Below are 17,965 nucleotides of genomic sequence, written 5' to 3' on the forward strand. Positions count from 1 at the left end.
GCTATAGCAGCTTTTTTTGGCATAATTATTTAAAGAAAATTTTGATCACTGCACTATTAGGCGGCTACTGTAATTTCAATATGGCATCCCAGAACGGTTGCGGCAGCTTCAATCTGATCAAACTTGGATGAGTGTTTTAAGTCAAACAATCTGTCAATTTGAGGCATATGCCAGCCCAGACGACGTGCTAATTCAGCTTTCTTAATACCTTGATCCATCATGGCTTGGTACACACCCAGCTTTGCGGATTCAAGTGCGGATGGAGAAATTATTTTTTGTCCACGCTTAGCTTTGCTCGGCTTGGGTAGTGGCTTACGTGCATCAACATAAAAAGATAATCCTGTTTCCAAGGCATCCACAGCATTGGAGAGTGCATCGGCTTCAGTTTTGCCAAAAGTAATCGCTTCAGGCACATCTTTAAATTTAACAAGAAGGTTTCGACCATCTTTGGTAATTGTTGCTGGATACTTAAACATTTAACCCTCCTCTATTTCAAGCCTAACTGTCGTTTAATCGCAGCCTCAAGACCTTTGCCAAGCTCGGTCGTGCCATGCATTGGCAAGGATGACTGTCGCCCGCCTAAAAATACTTTCAGGTGTGAACCTTTACCCGGCATAAATGTTGCTCCTTGTAACTCAAGCCATTTCTTCATCTGTTTTGAGTTCATAGAAATATTAACATATCTGTTGTGTTTTTGTTTGGCGGTATAAACTGAGACGGCCCAAGAATTTGGACATTCAATATTGTCTAGGATTTGAATAACCCGAAAGCAAAGAGGGTAGGAAACCGCCCCCTACAGATGTATGGCTAAAGAATATTTGGCTCAATCTCAAGTTGTACTCCGAATTTCCCCAACACCTCTTCTTGAATACTTTTTGCTAGATTAAGGATATCGATAGATGTCCCACCACCATGATTGACTAGCACCAGCGCTTGCTTTTCATAAACGCCTACAGGGCCAACACGCTTGCCTTTAAAGCCGCATTGGTCAATGAGCCAGCCAGCCGCCAACTTACGTTTGCAATTGCTATCTGGATAAGAAACCAGATTCGGAAATTGCTTGCTCAGTTGCTCGCATTGTTCAGTGCTGACAATCGGGTTTTGGAAAAAACTTCCCGCATTGCCAATCACCTTGGGGTCTGGTAATTTATTAGATCGAATAGTGCATACGGCATCAAAAATTTGCTTTGCACTTGGGTTGGAGTTTGACTCAGCAAATTGCTTTGCCAGATCGGCGTACTGTAATCGTGCCTGCCAAGACTTAGGGATTTTAAAAACAACCTTTGTCACGATCAATCGGTTGGGATTTTGCTTCAAGTAGCTGTCGCGATAGGCAAACTGGCAGGCCTCTTGCTGGAGAGTGACAAAGGCATGGGCCGCAGAATCAAATGCCTCGATGCTGTCGATGTACTCACCAATTTCAACACCGTATGCCCCAATGTTTTGAATCGGTGCCGCACCAACCGTTCCTGGTATGAGTGCCAGATTCTCAAACCCCGGGAGATTGTGCTCTAGCGTCCAGGAAACCAATTCATGCCAGTTAACGCCGGCACCCACCTCAAGCCATGAGTTGGCGTCATCCGATTTAACGAGAGATTGACCGAGAATATTAATGAGTAGGGTCGCTCCAGGCAAAGACTCTGGAAGAATCACATTGCTGCCGCCGCCCAATACACGCCAGGCAAGTTTTTTATCCCCAAACTCTTTCATCAGGGCTGGTAACTGATCTGCGGATGTGATCTCGTACGCAAGCTCCGCCTTGGAATCTAGGCCAAAGCTATTCCGGTGCTTGAGCCCCAGATTGGGGGTCAATTTTGCTGGATTGGGCGCATTTTTCTCGGAGTTCATGCCACAATCTTATTCGTGTTCGAGTTTCTGTTCGTAATTTATGAAAAAACTTGAAAAGTAACAATGCAATGATTGAATTTGCAGAATTGATTACCCAGATTATTTAAGGAGTTTGAGATGCCCTCATTTGACGTAGTGTGTGAGCCTGACATGATTGAGTTGAAAAACGCAATCGAGCAATCTAATAAAGAGATTACCAATCGTTTTGATTTTAAAGGCTCCGATAGCCGAGTGGAGCAAAAAGATGAGACTTTGATCTTGTTTGGTGATGACGACTTTAAGTTGGGTCAAGTGCGTGATGTTCTCTACGGCAAGATGGCTAAACGTAATGTGGACGTTCGCTACCTCAAAGACGACAAAAAAGAGACTATCGGTAGTGATAAGCGCAAGCAAACCATGAAGATTCAAAAAGGCATTACTTCCGAGTTGGCTAAAAAAGTAGTGCGCATCATCAAAGACAGCAAGATCAAAGTCCAGGCCAGTATTCAGGGTGATGCTGTGCGCGTGACTGGTACTAAGCGCGATGATTTGCAAGAGACTATGGCATTGCTCAAGAAAGAAGTCAGCGAGGCTCCATTAGGCTTTAACAACTTCCGTGACTAATGTAGTTGTGCCGTCCATCCATCCAGCAAGCCAAGAGGCCATTGAGCGCTTCTGTGATGCTTGTTGGTTGGAAGATGGATTGGCACAAAACAGTTTGTCTGCCTATCGCCGAGATCTACTGCTCTTGGCTCAGTGGCTTCAAAAAGATGCCGTCACCGATCTCTACGGTGTTACAGAAAAAGATCTTACTGCCTACATTGCGCATCGACGCGCAGATAAAGCGACCACTGCTAATCGTCGGTTGACGGTATTCAAGCGCTTTTATCGTCATGCCCTGCGCATGAACTTAGTGAAAAGTGATCCCTGTATTGGTTTACGCGCTGCCAAGCAGGCGCTACGTTTCCCCAAGACCTTGAGTGAAGATCAGGTTACTGCCTTGCTCAATGCTCCTGATGTGGAGACATCATTAGGATTGCGTGATCGCACGATGTTGGAATTGATGTATGCCAGCGGCTTGCGGGTCTCCGAGATAGTGTCATTAAAGACGGTTGCCTTAGGATTAAATGAAGGTGTTATTCGGGTAGTCAATGGTAAGGGCGGCAAAGAGCGCTTAGTGCCCTTTGGTGGTGAAGCAGGCCAGTGGTTGCGTCGCTATTTAGCAGATGCTCGAACCCTGTTGCTAGAAGGTAAGACTTCAGATGCAGTATTCATTGGGCGCCACACGGGTTCAGGCCTAACCCGTCAGGCTTTCTGGGCGCTAATCAAGCGCTACGCCACCATTGCCAATATCCCCGTTGCCTTATCTCCGCATACCTTACGACATGCTTTTGCAACCCATTTACTCAATCATGGAGCTGATTTAAGGGTTGTGCAGCTCCTCCTGGGTCACGCTGATATATCAACTACTCAGATTTATACCCACGTTGCTAGAGAGCGCTTGAAGTCGATTCATCAGCAGCACCATCCTAGGGGCACATAAAGCGTGTTGATCCAAGCAATCAGCAACAATGTAATAAGTGTTTAAGATATCCCTATGAATTTAACTTTAGATCTATTGCTAATTCCAATTGCTTACCTGATTGGTTCCATATCTTTTGCGGTAGTGGTAAGTAAGTGCATGCGTTTGCCTGACCCCCATTCCTATGGTTCTGGTAATCCAGGTGCAACCAATGTCCTTAGAACTGGTAACAAGCTAGCAGCCGTGCTCACTCTCATTGGTGATGCCTTTAAGGGTTATCTTGCGGTCATGTTGGCCCGAATTTTGTTGGGCGATGAATCTTTGACATCGACACTCAATTCTTGGTTGTTATGTGGTGTTGTGGTCGCCGTATTCTTGGGGCACCTGTTTCCAATCTTCCATGGTTTTAAAGGTGGCAAAGGGGTTGCGACTGCCTGCGGTATTTTATTTGGTATTAATTGGATTTTGGGTGCGGCAACTTTGGGAACCTGGATCATCGTGGCGATGATCATGCGTTATTCCTCTTTGGCGGCTTTAGCGGCTGCGGTCTTTGGCCCAATCTATTTTATATTTTTGTTTGGCTTTCAGCCGACGGGTGTTGCACTCTTAGTGGTGTGCTTACTGCTGATCTGGCGTCATCGCAGCAATATTCACAATCTCATGAATGGTAAAGAAAGTCGTATTGGCTCTAAGAAAAAAGGACAGTCATGACTATTGCTTATTGGTGTGTGTTGTTCATGGGGCTCTTTCCCTATGTGGCAACAGGGATTGCTAAAAAAGGATTTGAGGGCTATGACAATGGCATGCCCAGACAATGGCTTGCTAAGCAGACAGGATTTCGGGCGCGAGCCAATGCTGCGCAAGCCAACCTTTTTGAATCTCTTCCATTCTTTTTCGCTGCCGTCATCATTGCATCCACGGCTAACGCCCCACAAAACAGAATTGATCTGCTAGCAATCGGATTTGTTGTAGCACGCATTTCTTATCTGGTTAGCTATGTAGCTGACTGGCCAACAATTCGGTCTATCGTATGGCTTGCTGGCTTAGCTTGCGTAGTAGCAATCTTCCTCCAGATTTAAAAGAACAAAAAGTAATTCACCAAATTCATCGAGACAATAAATAGATATGCCTACTAAAAAAACTTCTGCGAAAACAGTTGCTAAGTCTAATGCTAAGAAAGTCTCAGCCGTTAAGCCCGCCAAGAAAGTAGCCGCCCAAAAGAGTGACGTGGGCACTCCATTGTCCGTGGTGATTCGTCGACGTATCGAGGCTCAAAAAGCGCGCTTTCATGCCAATGACAATATTGCTAAATTCATTCAGCCTGGTGAGTTAGAGGGCCTGGTAGATGAGGTGGCCGAAAAAATGCAAGCCGTTTTAGAAAGCTTGGTCATAGATACTGAAAGCGATCACAACACCAAGAGCACTAGCCAACGTGTGGCTAAGATGTTTGTTAAGGAAGTATTTAATGGGCGCTATGTAGAGCAACCCACCTTAACTAAATTTCCTAATGTCAGCCGCTTAAATGAGCTGATGATTATTGGACCCATCACTGTTCGTAGTGCATGCTCTCATCACCTTTGCCCAATCATGGGACGTATTTGGATTGGGGTATTACCAAGTAAAGAATCTGCTCTCATTGGTTTATCAAAGTACTCACGTTTAACTGAATGGGTGATGTGCCGCCCCCAAATTCAGGAAGAGGCGGTAGTGGAGTTAGCCGATATGCTGGAGAAAAAAATTAAGCCGACTGGTGTTGCTGTTGTGATGGAGGCAGATCACTTCTGTATGCAGTGGCGTGGCGTTAAAGATCGTGATTCAAAGATGATCAATAGCGTTATGCGAGGTGCTTTCTTGAAGGACTCTAATTTACGTAGAGAGTTCTTATCCCTGCTTGATAAAAGGTAGGCAAAAGCCGGCGCATGACTGTATCTAAATTGGGTCAGCATCTGACCGATGTCATCCATACATTGCTGATGGGGTTCGTTCTCATGGGGTGCTCTGTGTATCCCGATGTGAATACCGATCTCGCCAAAAACAATAAGGCGACTTTTCGTCAAGATGCTCTGGATTGCGCGCACTCCTATCCAGAGTCAGGATCAGGCATTCACGTAAAACAGCGTATTGCCTGCATGAATCTCAAGGGCTGGCACTAGAAATTCGTAGTAAATTCAGTTTGAGAACAATTCTCAACAAAATAACTATATAAATCAGATGCTTAGACTGCCTATAGTCGACAAATTTGATCTGCTCTATGATCCGTCCAGATGCAATCTTTGTTCTATTTCACTCTCTGGAGAATGTATGAAAAATAGTCGTCGCCAATTTATGATTTTGTCTGCCGCTGGTGCTTGTACCTTGGCTTTGAACGGTTCAGTTCAAGCTCAAGCAATGGTTGCTGAAACAGATCCACAAGCTTCTGCTTTGGGTTACAAAGCAAACGCTACAACTGTAGATAAAGCAAAGTATCCCAAGTATGCTGCTGGTCAAGCATGTAGCAACTGTGCTTTGTTCCAAGGCAAAGCTGATGCAGCCGCTGGTGGTTGTGGATTATTTGCTGGTAAGCAAGTTGCTAGCAAAGGCTGGTGCTCTGCTTACGCTAAGAAGGCTTAATGCCAAATTAGTTGGGAGTTCAATAAAAAAGCTGCTTTGGCAGCTTTTTTATTAGGTGCGTCGATTTGGCTACATTCAGCACAGATTTATGGTTGCTTGGCTATATTACGCATTAGTGTTACGCCCTCCTTCCGGTAATGGTGTATTCCATATTGCTAATACTAGCTATGGCTGTATATAGTAATTCGACAGGTAAGCGTTCTAGGCTAAATATAAAAAACCCAAACAAAAACAATTACTTACGAATTTTTACTTACCTTTACTAGTAGCAATTGAATGATGCAATCTTTAACTCTATAGTTGTGATATTCGCTGGTATTTTCCTTTTTTAAGCGAATGAACGCACTCGGCGACTAAATTACGGACATTAATTTTCTAAGCGTTACTTGAGGTAATCATAAAATTCCCGCATATTTTTTAATATTTGGTGTTTTCTAGCAGCCAATATGCTAATAAATGGTTACAGCTTTGATAAACCTTTAAAATTCATATTCATTTTTTATAAAAGCGGCCAGTATTTATCTTCATGACACACGTCACCCCAGTCATTCTTTGTGGCGGATCCGGCACCCGGTTGTGGCCCTTATCTCGCACAGGTTTTCCTAAGCAGTTTTTAGTGCTTTCGGGTGATGGCTCTGGCCAAAGTCTTTTTCAGCAGGCTATTGAACGAATTAATGCCATTGGTAACCCGGGAATTGAGTTGGATTCGACTCTAATTGTGACTAATGAGGAGCATCGGTTCTTAGCTTTAGATCAGTTGCGTGAGCTTAAAGGCGTGAAAGCTACTTTGCTATTAGAGTCTTCTGGCCGCAATACTGCACCAGCGCTCACTTTGGCGGCGCTACAGGCTAGGAGTGATAATGATCCCATTCTGGTAGTGATTCCAGCCGACCAGACGGTAAAAAATTCAAAAGCCTTTACTAAGGCTTTGCAAGACTGTATTGCTGTAGTGGATGCTGATCGGACCAATCAAACGATTGCTATCTTGGGCATTACTCCTACTGCTCCAGAAACGGGTTACGGCTATATTCGGCGCAAGGCTTCTGCGGGGATTAATCAAGAGTATGTTGTGGAGGGGTTTGTTGAAAAGCCTGAGGTAAAAACTGCCAAGACCTATTTGGAGAATGGCAACTATCTTTGGAATAGCGGTATGTTTGTTTTACGGGCAAGCACTTGGCTTGCTGCTTTAAAAGAATTTCGCCCTGATATCTTTAGTGCAACTGAAACAGCCTGGGTATCGAGAGCTATAGATCAGACTAGTAACGCTGAGTTTGATATTGCCTTTGTGCGCCCCGCTAGGGAGTTCTTCAGCTCAATTCCAAGTGAGTCGATTGACTATGCTGTGATTGAGAAATGTGCAGGTAGCAAGTACACGGTCAAAATGGTAGAGCTTGATGCTGGATGGAATGACTTAGGTGCCTGGGATGCGGTTTGGCAAGTGGGTAAGCAGGATGATCAAGGTAATGTCACGAGTGGCGACACTATGATTACGGATTCTAAAAACTCTCTAGTCCATGCGAGCAGCCGATTGGTAAGTGCAGTTGGTGTAGAAAATCTTATTATTGTTGAGACCGCTGATGCGGTGCTAGTTGCAGATCGTCAAAAGAGTCAAGATGTAAAGCATATTGTTAAACGGTTGGAGACACAAAAACGTGAAGAGAAAAACTTGCACCAAAAAGTTTCAAGACCTTGGGGTTGGTATGACAGCATTGACCAAGGCGATCGTTTTAAAGTGAAGCGAATTCAGGTCAATCCAGGAGCAAGTCTCTCATTACAAATGCATCATCATCGGGCAGAACACTGGATTGTGGTTAGGGGTGTTGCTGAAATTACTAATGGCGATCAAATAATCACTTTGACAGAAAATCAGAGTACTTATATCCCACAAGGACAAACGCATCGCCTAGCCAATCCAGGAAAAACACCTTTAGAAATTATTGAAGTGCAGTCTGGTGGTTATCTTGGTGAAGATGACATAGTTCGCCTAGAAGATGTATATGGACGTAGCTAAGAAAATTTAGTAATTAAAAGAATAAATTTGATAACAATATGCCCAAAATAACAAAAACCCAAAAAGTAGCCTTAATTACAGGTATCACTGGTCAGGATGGATCATACTTAGCCGAATTCCTTTTGGAGAGGGGTTATATTGTTCACGGTATTAAACGCCGTGCATCCTCATTTAATACTGAGCGAATTGACCATTTATACCAGGATCCACATGTTAGTCATCCAGACCTGATTCTTCACTATGGTGACCTAACCGATACTAGCAACCTAGTGCGCATTATTCAGCAAACTCAGCCTGATGAAATCTATAACTTGGGCGCTCAATCCCACGTAGCAGTGTCGTTTGAGTCTCCTGAGTACACGGCAGACGTTGATGCTATGGGGCCGCTCAGAATGCTTGAGGCTATTCGTATTCTTGGCCTGGAAAAGAAAACCCGCTTTTACCAAGCATCCACTTCCGAGCTCTATGGCTTAGTGCAAGAGATTCCACAAAAAGAAACTACACCGTTTTATCCTAGAAGCCCCTATGCTGTAGCCAAGATGTATGCCTATTGGATCACTGTGAATTATCGTGAGGCTTATGGTATTTACGCATGTAACGGTATTCTCTTCAATCATGAATCTAAGCGTCGAGGTGAAACTTTTGTAACTCGTAAAATCACGCGTGGATTGACCAATATTGCTCAAGGCCTTGAGAAGTGCCTATTTATGGGTAATATTGATGCTTTAAGGGACTGGGGTCATGCAAAAGATTATGTGCGCATGCAATGGCTCATGTTGCAACAAGATCAGCCCGAAGATTTTGTTATTGCCACCGGTGTGCAATTTACTGTTCGTGAATTTATTATTCGCAGCTCAAAACAGCTAGGTATCACGCTTAAGTTTGAAGGCTCTGCGGAGAGCGAAAAAGCTATCGTAGCCGCCATTGAGGGCGATAAAGCTCCTGCTTTAAAGCTGGGCGATGTGATTATGCAAATTGATCCACGTTACTATCGACCTACTGAGGTGGAGACTCTCTTAGGAGATCCTGCTAAAGCCAAAGAGAAACTTGGTTGGGTCCCAGAAATCAGTCTTGATCAAATGATCGTAGAGATGGTGGCCAATGATTTGGATCAAGCGAAGCAACATGCTTTGCTTCACAAGCATGGTTATTCAGTATCTGTCGGCAAGGAAAACTAAATGCAGGTATTGAATAAGGGCTCGTTCGCATGAGTTCAAATGCAGATATGAATCTTAATCAAAAGGTTTATGTCGCCGGCCATCGGGGCATGGTGGGTTCGGCTATTGTGAGAAATTTGCAAGCAAAAGGTTATCAAAATATTATTACTCGTACGCATGCTGAGTTGGATTTAACTAACCAAACAGCGGTAAAAGCCTTTTTCAAATCTGAAAAGCCCGATCAAGTGTATTTAGCTGCGGCGAAGGTTGGTGGGATTCATGCAAATAACGCTTACCCAGCCGAGTTCATTTATCAAAATCTGATGATAGAAGCCAATGTTATTCACCAAGCATTTTCTAGTGGAATCAAGAAATTATTATTTTTAGGATCAAGCTGCATTTACCCTAAGCTTGCACCACAGCCTATGTCAGAAGATACACTTTTGACTGGTAAGTTAGAATCCACAAATGAACCATATGCGGTTGCAAAGATCGCGGGCATCAAGTTATGTGAAAGCTACAACCGCCAGTATGGCCAAAGTTATGGAGTTGATTATCGCTCAGTGATGCCGACCAATTTATATGGCCCCGGCGATAATTATCATCCTGAGAATAGTCATGTCATACCGGCGCTCATTAGGAGGTTTCATGAGGCCAAGATAAAAAAATCGCCAGAGGTAGTCATTTGGGGTACCGGCACCCCAAGACGTGAGTTTCTATATGTCGATGATATGGCTGCAGCATCAGTTTTTATTATGAATTTGGAGAAAGCCATCTATGATCTGCATGCCGAGCCGATGCAAAGTCATGTCAATGTAGGTATTGGTGAGGATATAACGATTGCTGATTTAGCAAACACTATTAGCGCAGTTATTGGTTATCAAGGGGCAATTAACTTTGATGTCAATAAGCCTGACGGCGCTCCAAGAAAGCTGATGGATTCATCGCTGATTAACCGGATGGGATGGGGATCACGGGTAAATTTACGTCTGGGTCTTGACTTGGCTTACAAAGATTTTGTAAGCCATTTATGAAGTTGCTAGATCATAAAGCAGGCAAGTTTTTCTTTAAATCGTGAAAAAAATCACCGTTATTACAGTAAGCTTTAATTCGGAGCGAACAATTGAGAAAACGCTTCGATCTGTTAATGGGCAGACTTATCAAAACATTGAACATATTGTGATTGATGGATGCTCGCTAGATAAGACTCTAGAGCTTGTGTCTAAATACAAGGATCGACCAGGGGTAGTATTGGCGGAGCCGGATTATGGAATCTATGATGCGATGAATAAAGGTTTGGATAGGTCGCAGGGCGATGTAATTTGTTTTCTAAATTCTGACGACGAGTTTTTTTCTCCGTTCATAGTCGAGCAAGTAATGTTATCGTTTCAAGATAATCAATTAAATGTTGTGTATGGTGATGTACTCTATCAGTCGGCCGATGGTAGTCCAGTTCGTTATTACAGTTCTCAGCGGTTTTCGGATGAAAAACTCAAATATGGTTTGATGCCAGCTCATCCGTCGCTTTTTATAAAAGCAGGCATTTATAAGCAAATCGGAGGGTATGACGCGAGCTATAGAATTGCTGGTGATTTTGAAATGTGCTGTAGATTATTTCAAGTTTCTGGGATAAAAGCTAAGTATCTTGAAATGCCTTTTGTGAAAATGCTCACTGGAGGCGCAAGTGCCATCAGGCTTTCCAACGTGATATTGGTGAACAAAGAGATTCGAAGAGCATGCGTTCAAAGCGGCATTGATACAAGCTATTTTAAATTGCTGCTACGATATATGATTAAACTCCCCCAATTTTTTCTAAAATTTAGTAAATGAAATATCTTAATCAGTCTCGATATTTTCTAATTCATTGGTTGGCTGCCATTATTTTTTTCAACACTTTGTATTTTAGTTTCACAGTACTAAAAATGGGGGGCATCCAATCTCAGGATTATCTTTATTTAGCTGTAACTACCATACTCAGTTTTATTTTCTATGGGCAGACAAATATTTACGTTAAAAAGTCAAAATTTGATTTTTTATTCTCTCTATTGATCCAGTGGACTTTAGTTATAACCTCCGGAATTGCATTATTATTTTTTTTTAAATTAAGCAACTATTTTTCGCGCCTAGTAATATTGCAACTCTATTTTTTTGGATTTATAACGCAGGTTATCACCTACTTTGTCATCAAAAAAATATGGAGCTCAATGTCTGCCGATATGTCATCGACTGATTCAGCCCTTTTCTTCAGCCGTGAATATTTTTCAAAGGAGCATCTAGGCCTCGTTATGCGTAAGTGCGGTAAGAGTGTACTGGGCTTTATCGAGCAAGACGAAGGGCGGCTGTATCTTCATATCCCGAAGTCGGGGGGCGAGGATATTCTTCCCCTTTCGCACCATTTGTTAGAAGGCTTGGGGGTTAAAACAATCTTCTTACCCTTTACAGTAAATGAGTTTGAAAATAACAAGCAATTAGTCCGCGCACTGTCAGAGTACCCAATTGAGCTGATTTGGTATGTTCAGTTTAATAAGAATGCCACTTTACGAAATAATATCTTAGAGGCAATTAATACCTTCCCCTTTATACAATTATCGACTGTCCCTAAATTAGTCAGCCCATTTTTTTCATATTTCAAGCGGGTTATAGACATCATCATCTCTATTTTGATGTTGATCCTGTTATCCCCACTCCTACTTTTTATTGCCATCTTAATCAGGGTGGATTCACCGGGGCCAGTATTTTTTAAGCAGCAGCGACATGGTTTGCATGGAAAAATAATTTATATTTTAAAGTTTAGGTCTATGTACATTCATGAGTCGAATGGCTTAGTTCAGGCAACTGTGGGGGACTCACGAATTACGCCGGTTGGTAAGTTTATTCGGCGAACATCGATTGACGAGCTTCCTCAGTTTTGGAATGTTTTATGGGGAACGCTATCATTAGTCGGCCCAAGACCGCACCCCATCGAGTTTAATGAATATTATGGACCGGCCATCAATGAATATATGGTGCGGCATCGGATTAAGCCAGGAATAACCGGTTTAGCACAGATTAATGGTGCAAGAGGCCAGACAGAAACCATTGATAAGATGCTTAAGCGAATCCAGTATGATCTTGAATATATACGTACGCAATCACTGGTGCTCGATTTGAGGATTCTATTCCTCACACCTTTTGCCGTTTTTACTCACAAAGGTCATTGATACCTTTGAAAATGCAATTACATAAAGGAGTGAAGCCTTAGTTAGTGGGATAATTAATTATATAAATTGTAGGCACTTTAGTGTGTTCTATTGCAAGAAAATGGGAATATTTTTTAGCGAATAAATCTCTAAAAAATAAATGCAACATTTTTATGAATTCGCTAAATCGCTGGGTAACTAATAAATAATGAGTGTAATAATAAAAGCGCCGGTCGCAGTTATTGTTTATAACAGGCCTGATCACACGCGACGCCTTGTTGAATGCATTAAACATCACCAATTCTCACATTTGATATTTATTGCCGATGGGCCGAAATCACCCTCCGATGAAGGGGATTGTGCGCTGGTGAGAAGCCTGGTTTCAAGAGACTGGGGTTGTCCAGTTGACTATGTATTTTCACGGAAAAATTTGGGTTGCCGAGAGCGGGTGGTATCTGGGCTGGATTTTGTATTTCAGAAATTTCCATCCGCTATCATTTTGGAGGATGATTGTCTTCCATCGGATAGCTTTTTTGATTTTTGTGAAATGGCTTTGCGGCGCTATGAGGCTAACGATCAGATATTGATGGCCTGCGGGACTGTGCTCGTAGAGCCTGCACAGTATGAATTCAGTTATTTCTTTTCACAGATTCCTCATATTTGGGGCTGGGCAACATGGCGGAATCGATGGGAAAAGTATTCAAAAAAAGTTACCAATTATCAAGAATTTTACGAATTTAAAAAAATAAATGGTGATTTACCGGAGCCATTTGTTTGGAATCTTTGTGAGAATTTAAGGAAAATTGAGAGCGGCACGTTAGATACCTGGGATGTCCAGATGACCTATTTAGCGACCTCACAAAATTTGCTATCCGTCTTTCCAAGTAAAAATCTAATTTGTAACATTGGATTTGATAAAAGGGGGACTCATACTAAACAAATTAGCGTGCTGGGCGGCCTGCGCCTTCATCAATTTGATAAACATGTAAAGCATCCTGAGGTGCTTGCAGCCCTTAGTCAAAATGATTTAGAGCGAATGCTTTTAGAGGGGCATGCTGGCAACCCCTGGATGAGATTAATAAAAGTGTTGCGTCGTAGGCGCGGGTTTTCTCAAGTATTAAATAGACTATTTTTGAAGATGTCGGATGCATTATGCGGGTAAACGTCTACAGCACAAAAATTGATGTGATTGATATGGCGTGTAGCATCACACAGGTGGCTAGATGGGGGCAGGCTCATGAAAGTAGAGCTATCAATTTTTGCAATGTTCACTCAATTATTACTGCAAGTGAGTCTGTAGAGTTTTCACAAGCATTGAATCGAGGTGATCTTAATCTTCCTGATGGCGCACCAATAGCTGGCTTTGTTAAAAAGAAATATGGAGTAAAGCAGCGGCGTATTAGCGGGCCGGATTTTATGGTTGAGTATTTTCATGCGGCCAAAAAATGGCATGAAAAAATTTATCTATATGGAAATACGGAAAGTGTATTAAAAAAATTAATTCAAAAAATTCATAAGGATTTCCCTTGGATAGAGATTGTGGGGCATTACGCACCACCCTATTGCGCTGTTGCACAGCAAGAAGAGAATAAGTGGATTGCTGAAATTAATAACTCTAAAGCGAACACGCTATGGGTCAGCTTAGGTTGCCCAAAGCAAGAGCTGTGGCTGGCACTCCATAAAGATAAAATTAACTGCGCAATGCTTGCAGTTGGAGCAGCCTTCCCCTTGATAGCTGGTGAGATACCTAGGGCGCCGCAGTGGATGAGAGAGCATTCTTTGGAGTGGGCCTACAGGTTATATCGGGAGCCCCGCAGATTAATTGGGCGGTATTTTTATACGAACCTATGCTTCCTGTTATTTATATTGAAAGATTACTTTGCTCAGAGTAAATAATCATTTCGCTGGCTGCCTACTATTATTGGCGGTGAGCATGGATCTAATGGGTGGACGTTGGGCGGCCTATATACGCTCACCCTTACCAGGAATGTACCTGCCTGATTTTTTATATTTTCTTTCAATCAGCATAGTTTTTCTCAATATTAACAATGTTAAGACTTGGGTTAAAAATCAAACATCAGTGGAGCGGTGTATAACTCTCGTAGCAATAGCCTGGATGGCTGTGAAGTTATACGCAAGCTATTTTATTTTTCATGAATCATTCTCATATGCCCAAAGAGATGCTGCGATCTTAGTATTTCTAGTCAGCACCCCTTTGGCTTCGATTGCTTTGCGGGCAATTAGCAATGAAAAAATAAAGACTGCAATACAGTGGTCTGGGTTGCTCTATGTGATTCTATTTATTGCCACTTATCTAGGAATGATTGTGCCTTTTCATTCGGTAGCGCTGGGTGGTGGCAATGTCAGAATATTTGAATTTGGGGGGGATCTTGTTGGGGTTATTTGTGGGATAACCTATTTATATTGGTCTGACGTCAAAAAAAATGACGCAAAATTCACTCTAATTAAAGCTCTAGCAATTGCTCCGTTGGTTATTAATAATAGTCGCGGAGGGAGCTTGGCTTTATTTTCTATTGTCGCGCTAACATTGCTTCTGATTATGCGAAATCAATGGAAGTCGGAATTAAAAATTATTTTAATGGGAGTTTTGTTAGGTCTTGGTTTGGCTTTAATGCCGCCTAAATCCTATTTTGGGGTGCCTGTTTATTCCTCAAATCTTAATTTTCAGTTGATAAGAGTGCCTGATAGTCAGCCGATGTTCTGGATAGCAAAATTTATTCGTAGCCAAAGCATGAGCGATTCTAGGCCCTCTGCTTTGACAGTAAAAGAGGATTTAGATGACATTAAAGGCGATTATTTTGTGCCCCTTAAACTGCCAGAGACTCTTGAGAGGGTAATTTATAGCAATGGAACTGGAGTTGCAAGATTGGCAACTTGGAAAATTATTATTGAATACTTAATTAGGGAGAACATGTGGATTGTGGGCGCCCCATATGGATCCAAAGTTCTTCAGATTGCATGCTCAAATCCTTATCTTCCGACTTATGGAGCCGCTCATCCTGGCGGGGGTGCATTAAATGCGAAATGCCCGGTCGATTCAAATGAAACTAGTTTTATTCTAAGAGATTCCCATAATGCATTGGTGACGATTTTTACCTACAACGGTATCTTAGGCCTGCTCATTTTTTTGGCTTTATTGGTTACGCAATTAAGAAAAACAAAAGCGTTGGACAATCACCTCAAGGCTTACGCCTTAATTCCACTATGCGGCTACGCTATTTCAGCAATGTTTTCCACTTTTGCCTTATCTTCTTTTGCATTGTTGCCCTGTGCTTTTTTTATAGCGCTTCTATCTTCTCGCATCCCGTATGACTCCTAAAATTCATATAATTCTTTGTAGTCATAATCGTAGCAAGAAAACAATCGCTTGCATCACTTCATTGGTGCGGCAAAAAAGTCCCAATTTTCAATGCACCATAACTTTGTTTGATGATGGTAGCGTGGATGGAACAGTGCAAGCAGTTCAAAGCCAATTTCCACAAGTCAATGTGATTAATGGCGATGGAAATTATTTTTGGTGTCGTTCAATGTGCCTGGCTTATGGGGCAATTAAAAATAATTTGAGCGAGGCTGATTTTTTGCTGTGTGTTAATGATGACATTGTGCTTTACCCAGGAGCTTTAGAGGGGCTTGTTGAGGAGCACCAAAAAATGAGCGCGCTGATTAGCGCTCCAGCAGTACACGTCGGATATTGCGAAGATTCGGCTGGGGCGATAACCTATGGCGGACTGCGTCGAACGGGTCAAATTAAATATGAATTACTTTTGGAGTTTGGTGCGGTTGCAGATTCCATGAATTTCAATTGCGTACTGCTACCAAAGCCCATCTTAAATGAGGTGGGATTTTTAGACCCTGCATTTGAGCACTCAATGGGGGATATAGAGTATGGAGTTCGTATATCAAGGCAAGGTGTAAAAATAGTTACCTCACAAAAAGTCGTGGGTTTATGCGAAGAAAATGACCTGACACTTAATTTAAAGAAAATGAATTTCTTTGGGCGCTGCCAAGCACTTGTTAGTAAAAAATATTTCCCCGTCCGCTCTTGGTGCTATTTCGTTCAATCGACATGCAACCAATTTTGGCCGATTTATTTTTTATACCCATACTTGCGCTTTACTTTTTTTCTGAGGTCTAAATGACCTTGCGAACATTGCTATATATGTTTGCCCGATTTATTCCAGCGGGCCTGACTTTATTCACGCTCTATCTTTATACAAATAATGTTGATCCACTGGAGTATGGTAAGTATTCCTACATCATTTCTGTTGCTAGTTTGGTATACCCTATTTTGTTCGCGCCGATTTGGTATTTTTTAGTGAGATTTCGACTTGAGAAAGGTGTTGAGATTGAGGATAAAGTTGGATTGGTAGTTTTTATCATTGGAGCCATTCTTTCTCTATTTATTTATGTCAATTATGCCCTTCTTCTAAAGCCAGAGTCGCAAAAAATTGGCGCCATTCTTATAATGATTGCCATGTTTGGATTTTTTCAAGTTAGCCTTGAGAAAAGGCGAGCAATAGACCAATCAAAAAATTACCTTTTGATAGCCGCAACGAGAAGCGTTTTGATTTTATTGTTGTCTTGGTTGTTTATCCGCTACGATTTTTCGTTTATATACAGCCCAATTGTCGATGCAACTTTGCTGGGAATTGGATTTTCTGTTACACCCTTCATGCTTACTATATTTCGCCGTCATCAAATCAAAGGGCTCAAAAATACTATTCATGAGATTTATAGCTATGGATTCTTTTTTGCCATGGGTTTAGTGGTTAATACGGGGATATTTAGCGTTGATAGATTGATTATTTATCATTTCACTGGCCCTAAAGACGCAGGTTTATACTCATCACCCTATGATCTAGCAATGAAGTTGGTATACACGATAGTATTTTCTTTGGAATTGTCGATGTTGCCAGCGCTTTTAAGGGCTAGGATTAGTAAAGCTAACATAGCAGAACAGTTTGTATTAAATATTAAAACTTATTTATTTATACTAACTCCACTAGTATTTTTGTTTTTAGTTTTATCGCCAGAAATTAGTAGGTTATATTTTAGTTCGGATTATTATGAAATAGCTAAAATAATTTTTCCTGTAGTTGTGACTGCCACATTTATAATCGGTTTTGCGCATGCAATATTTCATCATTCATATATTTTGAATGATCAAGGTTTTACCTATTTCAAAACAATTGGTTCAGCATTTTTATTTAACGTAATAATGAACTTGATAGCCAATTTAGCGGGCCATCCAATGTTAGCGTCTTGGATATTGCTTGTGACTTCTATTTTTTATGTTTTATTAACCTACTATTACGCATCTCGGCTGTTTAAATTTTATTTCCCAATTTTGTTTTTAGGAAAGATTTTCTTAATATGTACCCCATTTTTAGGACTTTTTTTCTATAATCCTGATATTAATCTACTCTATTTATTAATAGGTAAGTTTGTTGTCGGTACGGTTATGTATGTGACTTTATTGTTTATATTTAATGTCTTTGAAATACGAGCTCGAATGCATAATATGTTCAGCAGATATTTAACTTAATTGTAAAATCTACCTGTACACATTGAAAAGTCGAATTAATGATCTATTTTCATTAAAAATAGATCTAATCAAAAATAGCGGGAAAGCAGAAAT

General features: G+C 41.5%; 20 protein-coding genes. 17 read left to right on the forward strand and 3 right to left on the reverse strand.

Features of this window, described 5'->3' with window-relative positions; translation table 11 throughout:
* Window positions 1-56 precede the first annotated feature (56 nt).
* The 3 genes from FD977_RS01480 to murB all read right to left on the reverse strand — a co-directional run bounded on the left by FD977_RS01480 (window position 57) and on the right by murB (window position 1,848).
* A complete protein-coding gene (locus FD977_RS01480; RefSeq protein ID WP_215305822.1) occupies window positions 57-476 on the reverse strand; it encodes a type II toxin-antitoxin system HicB family antitoxin in 420 nt (139 codons plus the stop codon).
* An 11-nt stretch (window positions 477-487) separates the two neighbouring features.
* The gene (locus FD977_RS01485; RefSeq protein WP_215305823.1) at window positions 488-667 is read right to left on the reverse strand and encodes a type II toxin-antitoxin system HicA family toxin; all 180 of its coding nucleotides are present in this window, start codon (window positions 665-667) and stop codon (window positions 488-490) included.
* A gap of 140 nt (window positions 668-807) precedes the next feature.
* Complete coding sequence (murB, locus tag FD977_RS01490) at window positions 808-1,848, reverse strand: UDP-N-acetylmuramate dehydrogenase (RefSeq protein WP_215305824.1); 1,041 nt, start codon at window positions 1,846-1,848, stop codon at window positions 808-810.
* A 117-nt stretch (window positions 1,849-1,965) separates the two neighbouring features.
* On the opposite strand from murB, the gene FD977_RS01495 reads away from it, so the two are divergent.
* From FD977_RS01495 to FD977_RS01575, 17 genes are all read left to right on the forward strand, one after another.
* Window positions 1,966-2,451, forward strand: a complete 486-nt coding sequence (locus FD977_RS01495) for a YajQ family cyclic di-GMP-binding protein (RefSeq protein ID WP_215305825.1) — start codon at window positions 1,966-1,968, stop codon at window positions 2,449-2,451.
* Window positions 2,444-3,370, forward strand: a complete 927-nt coding sequence (xerD, locus tag FD977_RS01500) for a site-specific tyrosine recombinase XerD (RefSeq protein WP_215305826.1) — start codon at window positions 2,444-2,446, stop codon at window positions 3,368-3,370. The genes FD977_RS01495 and xerD overlap by 8 nt, the downstream gene beginning before the upstream one ends.
* 54 nt (window positions 3,371-3,424) lie before the next feature.
* On the forward strand, window positions 3,425-4,060 hold the full coding sequence (gene plsY, locus FD977_RS01505) for a glycerol-3-phosphate 1-O-acyltransferase PlsY (RefSeq protein ID WP_215305827.1): 636 nt from the start codon (window positions 3,425-3,427) through the stop codon (window positions 4,058-4,060).
* A complete protein-coding gene (locus tag FD977_RS01510) occupies window positions 4,057-4,428 on the forward strand; it encodes an MAPEG family protein (protein WP_215305828.1) in 372 nt (123 codons plus the stop codon). The genes plsY and FD977_RS01510 overlap by 4 nt, the downstream gene beginning before the upstream one ends.
* A 46-nt stretch (window positions 4,429-4,474) precedes the next feature.
* Window positions 4,475-5,254 (forward strand): GTP cyclohydrolase I, encoded by a 780-nt coding sequence (folE, locus tag FD977_RS01515; protein WP_215305829.1) that lies wholly within the window; start codon window positions 4,475-4,477, stop codon window positions 5,252-5,254.
* A gap of 14 nt (window positions 5,255-5,268) precedes the next feature.
* The gene (locus FD977_RS01520; RefSeq protein WP_215305830.1) at window positions 5,269-5,502 is read left to right on the forward strand and encodes a hypothetical protein; all 234 of its coding nucleotides are present in this window, start codon (window positions 5,269-5,271) and stop codon (window positions 5,500-5,502) included.
* A 148-nt stretch (window positions 5,503-5,650) separates the two neighbouring features.
* The gene (locus FD977_RS01525; protein ID WP_215305831.1) at window positions 5,651-5,959 is read left to right on the forward strand and encodes a high-potential iron-sulfur protein; all 309 of its coding nucleotides are present in this window, start codon (window positions 5,651-5,653) and stop codon (window positions 5,957-5,959) included.
* Window positions 5,960-6,485: 526 nt separating this feature from the next.
* A complete protein-coding gene (locus FD977_RS01530; RefSeq protein WP_215305832.1) occupies window positions 6,486-7,970 on the forward strand; it encodes a mannose-1-phosphate guanylyltransferase/mannose-6-phosphate isomerase in 1,485 nt (494 codons plus the stop codon).
* Between the two features lie 38 nt (window positions 7,971-8,008).
* Entirely contained in the window at window positions 8,009-9,148 is a 1,140-nt protein-coding gene (gmd, locus tag FD977_RS01535) for a GDP-mannose 4,6-dehydratase (protein ID WP_215305833.1), read from the forward strand.
* A gap of 29 nt (window positions 9,149-9,177) precedes the next feature.
* Window positions 9,178-10,161 (forward strand): GDP-L-fucose synthase, encoded by a 984-nt coding sequence (locus tag FD977_RS01540; protein ID WP_305849425.1) that lies wholly within the window; start codon window positions 9,178-9,180, stop codon window positions 10,159-10,161.
* Between the two features lie 40 nt (window positions 10,162-10,201).
* Entirely contained in the window at window positions 10,202-10,957 is a 756-nt protein-coding gene (locus FD977_RS01545; protein ID WP_215305834.1) for a glycosyltransferase family 2 protein, read from the forward strand.
* A complete protein-coding gene (locus FD977_RS01550) occupies window positions 10,954-12,327 on the forward strand; it encodes an exopolysaccharide biosynthesis polyprenyl glycosylphosphotransferase (RefSeq protein WP_215305835.1) in 1,374 nt (457 codons plus the stop codon). Before FD977_RS01545 ends, FD977_RS01550 begins: the two co-directional genes overlap by 4 nt.
* A 187-nt stretch (window positions 12,328-12,514) precedes the next feature.
* On the forward strand, window positions 12,515-13,468 hold the full coding sequence (locus FD977_RS01555) for a glycosyltransferase family 2 protein (protein ID WP_215305836.1): 954 nt from the start codon (window positions 12,515-12,517) through the stop codon (window positions 13,466-13,468).
* Window positions 13,469-13,500: 32 nt separating this feature from the next.
* Window positions 13,501-14,202, forward strand: a complete 702-nt coding sequence (locus FD977_RS01560; RefSeq protein ID WP_251369564.1) for a WecB/TagA/CpsF family glycosyltransferase — start codon at window positions 13,501-13,503, stop codon at window positions 14,200-14,202.
* A gap of 37 nt (window positions 14,203-14,239) precedes the next feature.
* Window positions 14,240-15,646, forward strand: coding sequence for an O-antigen ligase family protein (locus FD977_RS01565; protein ID WP_215305838.1), 1,407 nt, complete (start codon window positions 14,240-14,242; stop codon window positions 15,644-15,646).
* A complete protein-coding gene (locus FD977_RS01570; RefSeq protein ID WP_215305839.1) occupies window positions 15,636-16,466 on the forward strand; it encodes a glycosyltransferase family 2 protein in 831 nt (276 codons plus the stop codon). Before FD977_RS01565 ends, FD977_RS01570 begins: the two co-directional genes overlap by 11 nt.
* Window positions 16,463-17,872 (forward strand): oligosaccharide flippase family protein, encoded by a 1,410-nt coding sequence (locus FD977_RS01575; protein ID WP_215305840.1) that lies wholly within the window; start codon window positions 16,463-16,465, stop codon window positions 17,870-17,872. The genes FD977_RS01570 and FD977_RS01575 overlap by 4 nt, the downstream gene beginning before the upstream one ends.
* Window positions 17,873-17,965: the final 93 nt, after the last annotated feature.

Source organism: Polynucleobacter sp. AP-Elch-400A-B2, from assembly GCF_018688355.1.
GTDB lineage: Bacteria > Pseudomonadota > Gammaproteobacteria > Burkholderiales > Burkholderiaceae > Polynucleobacter.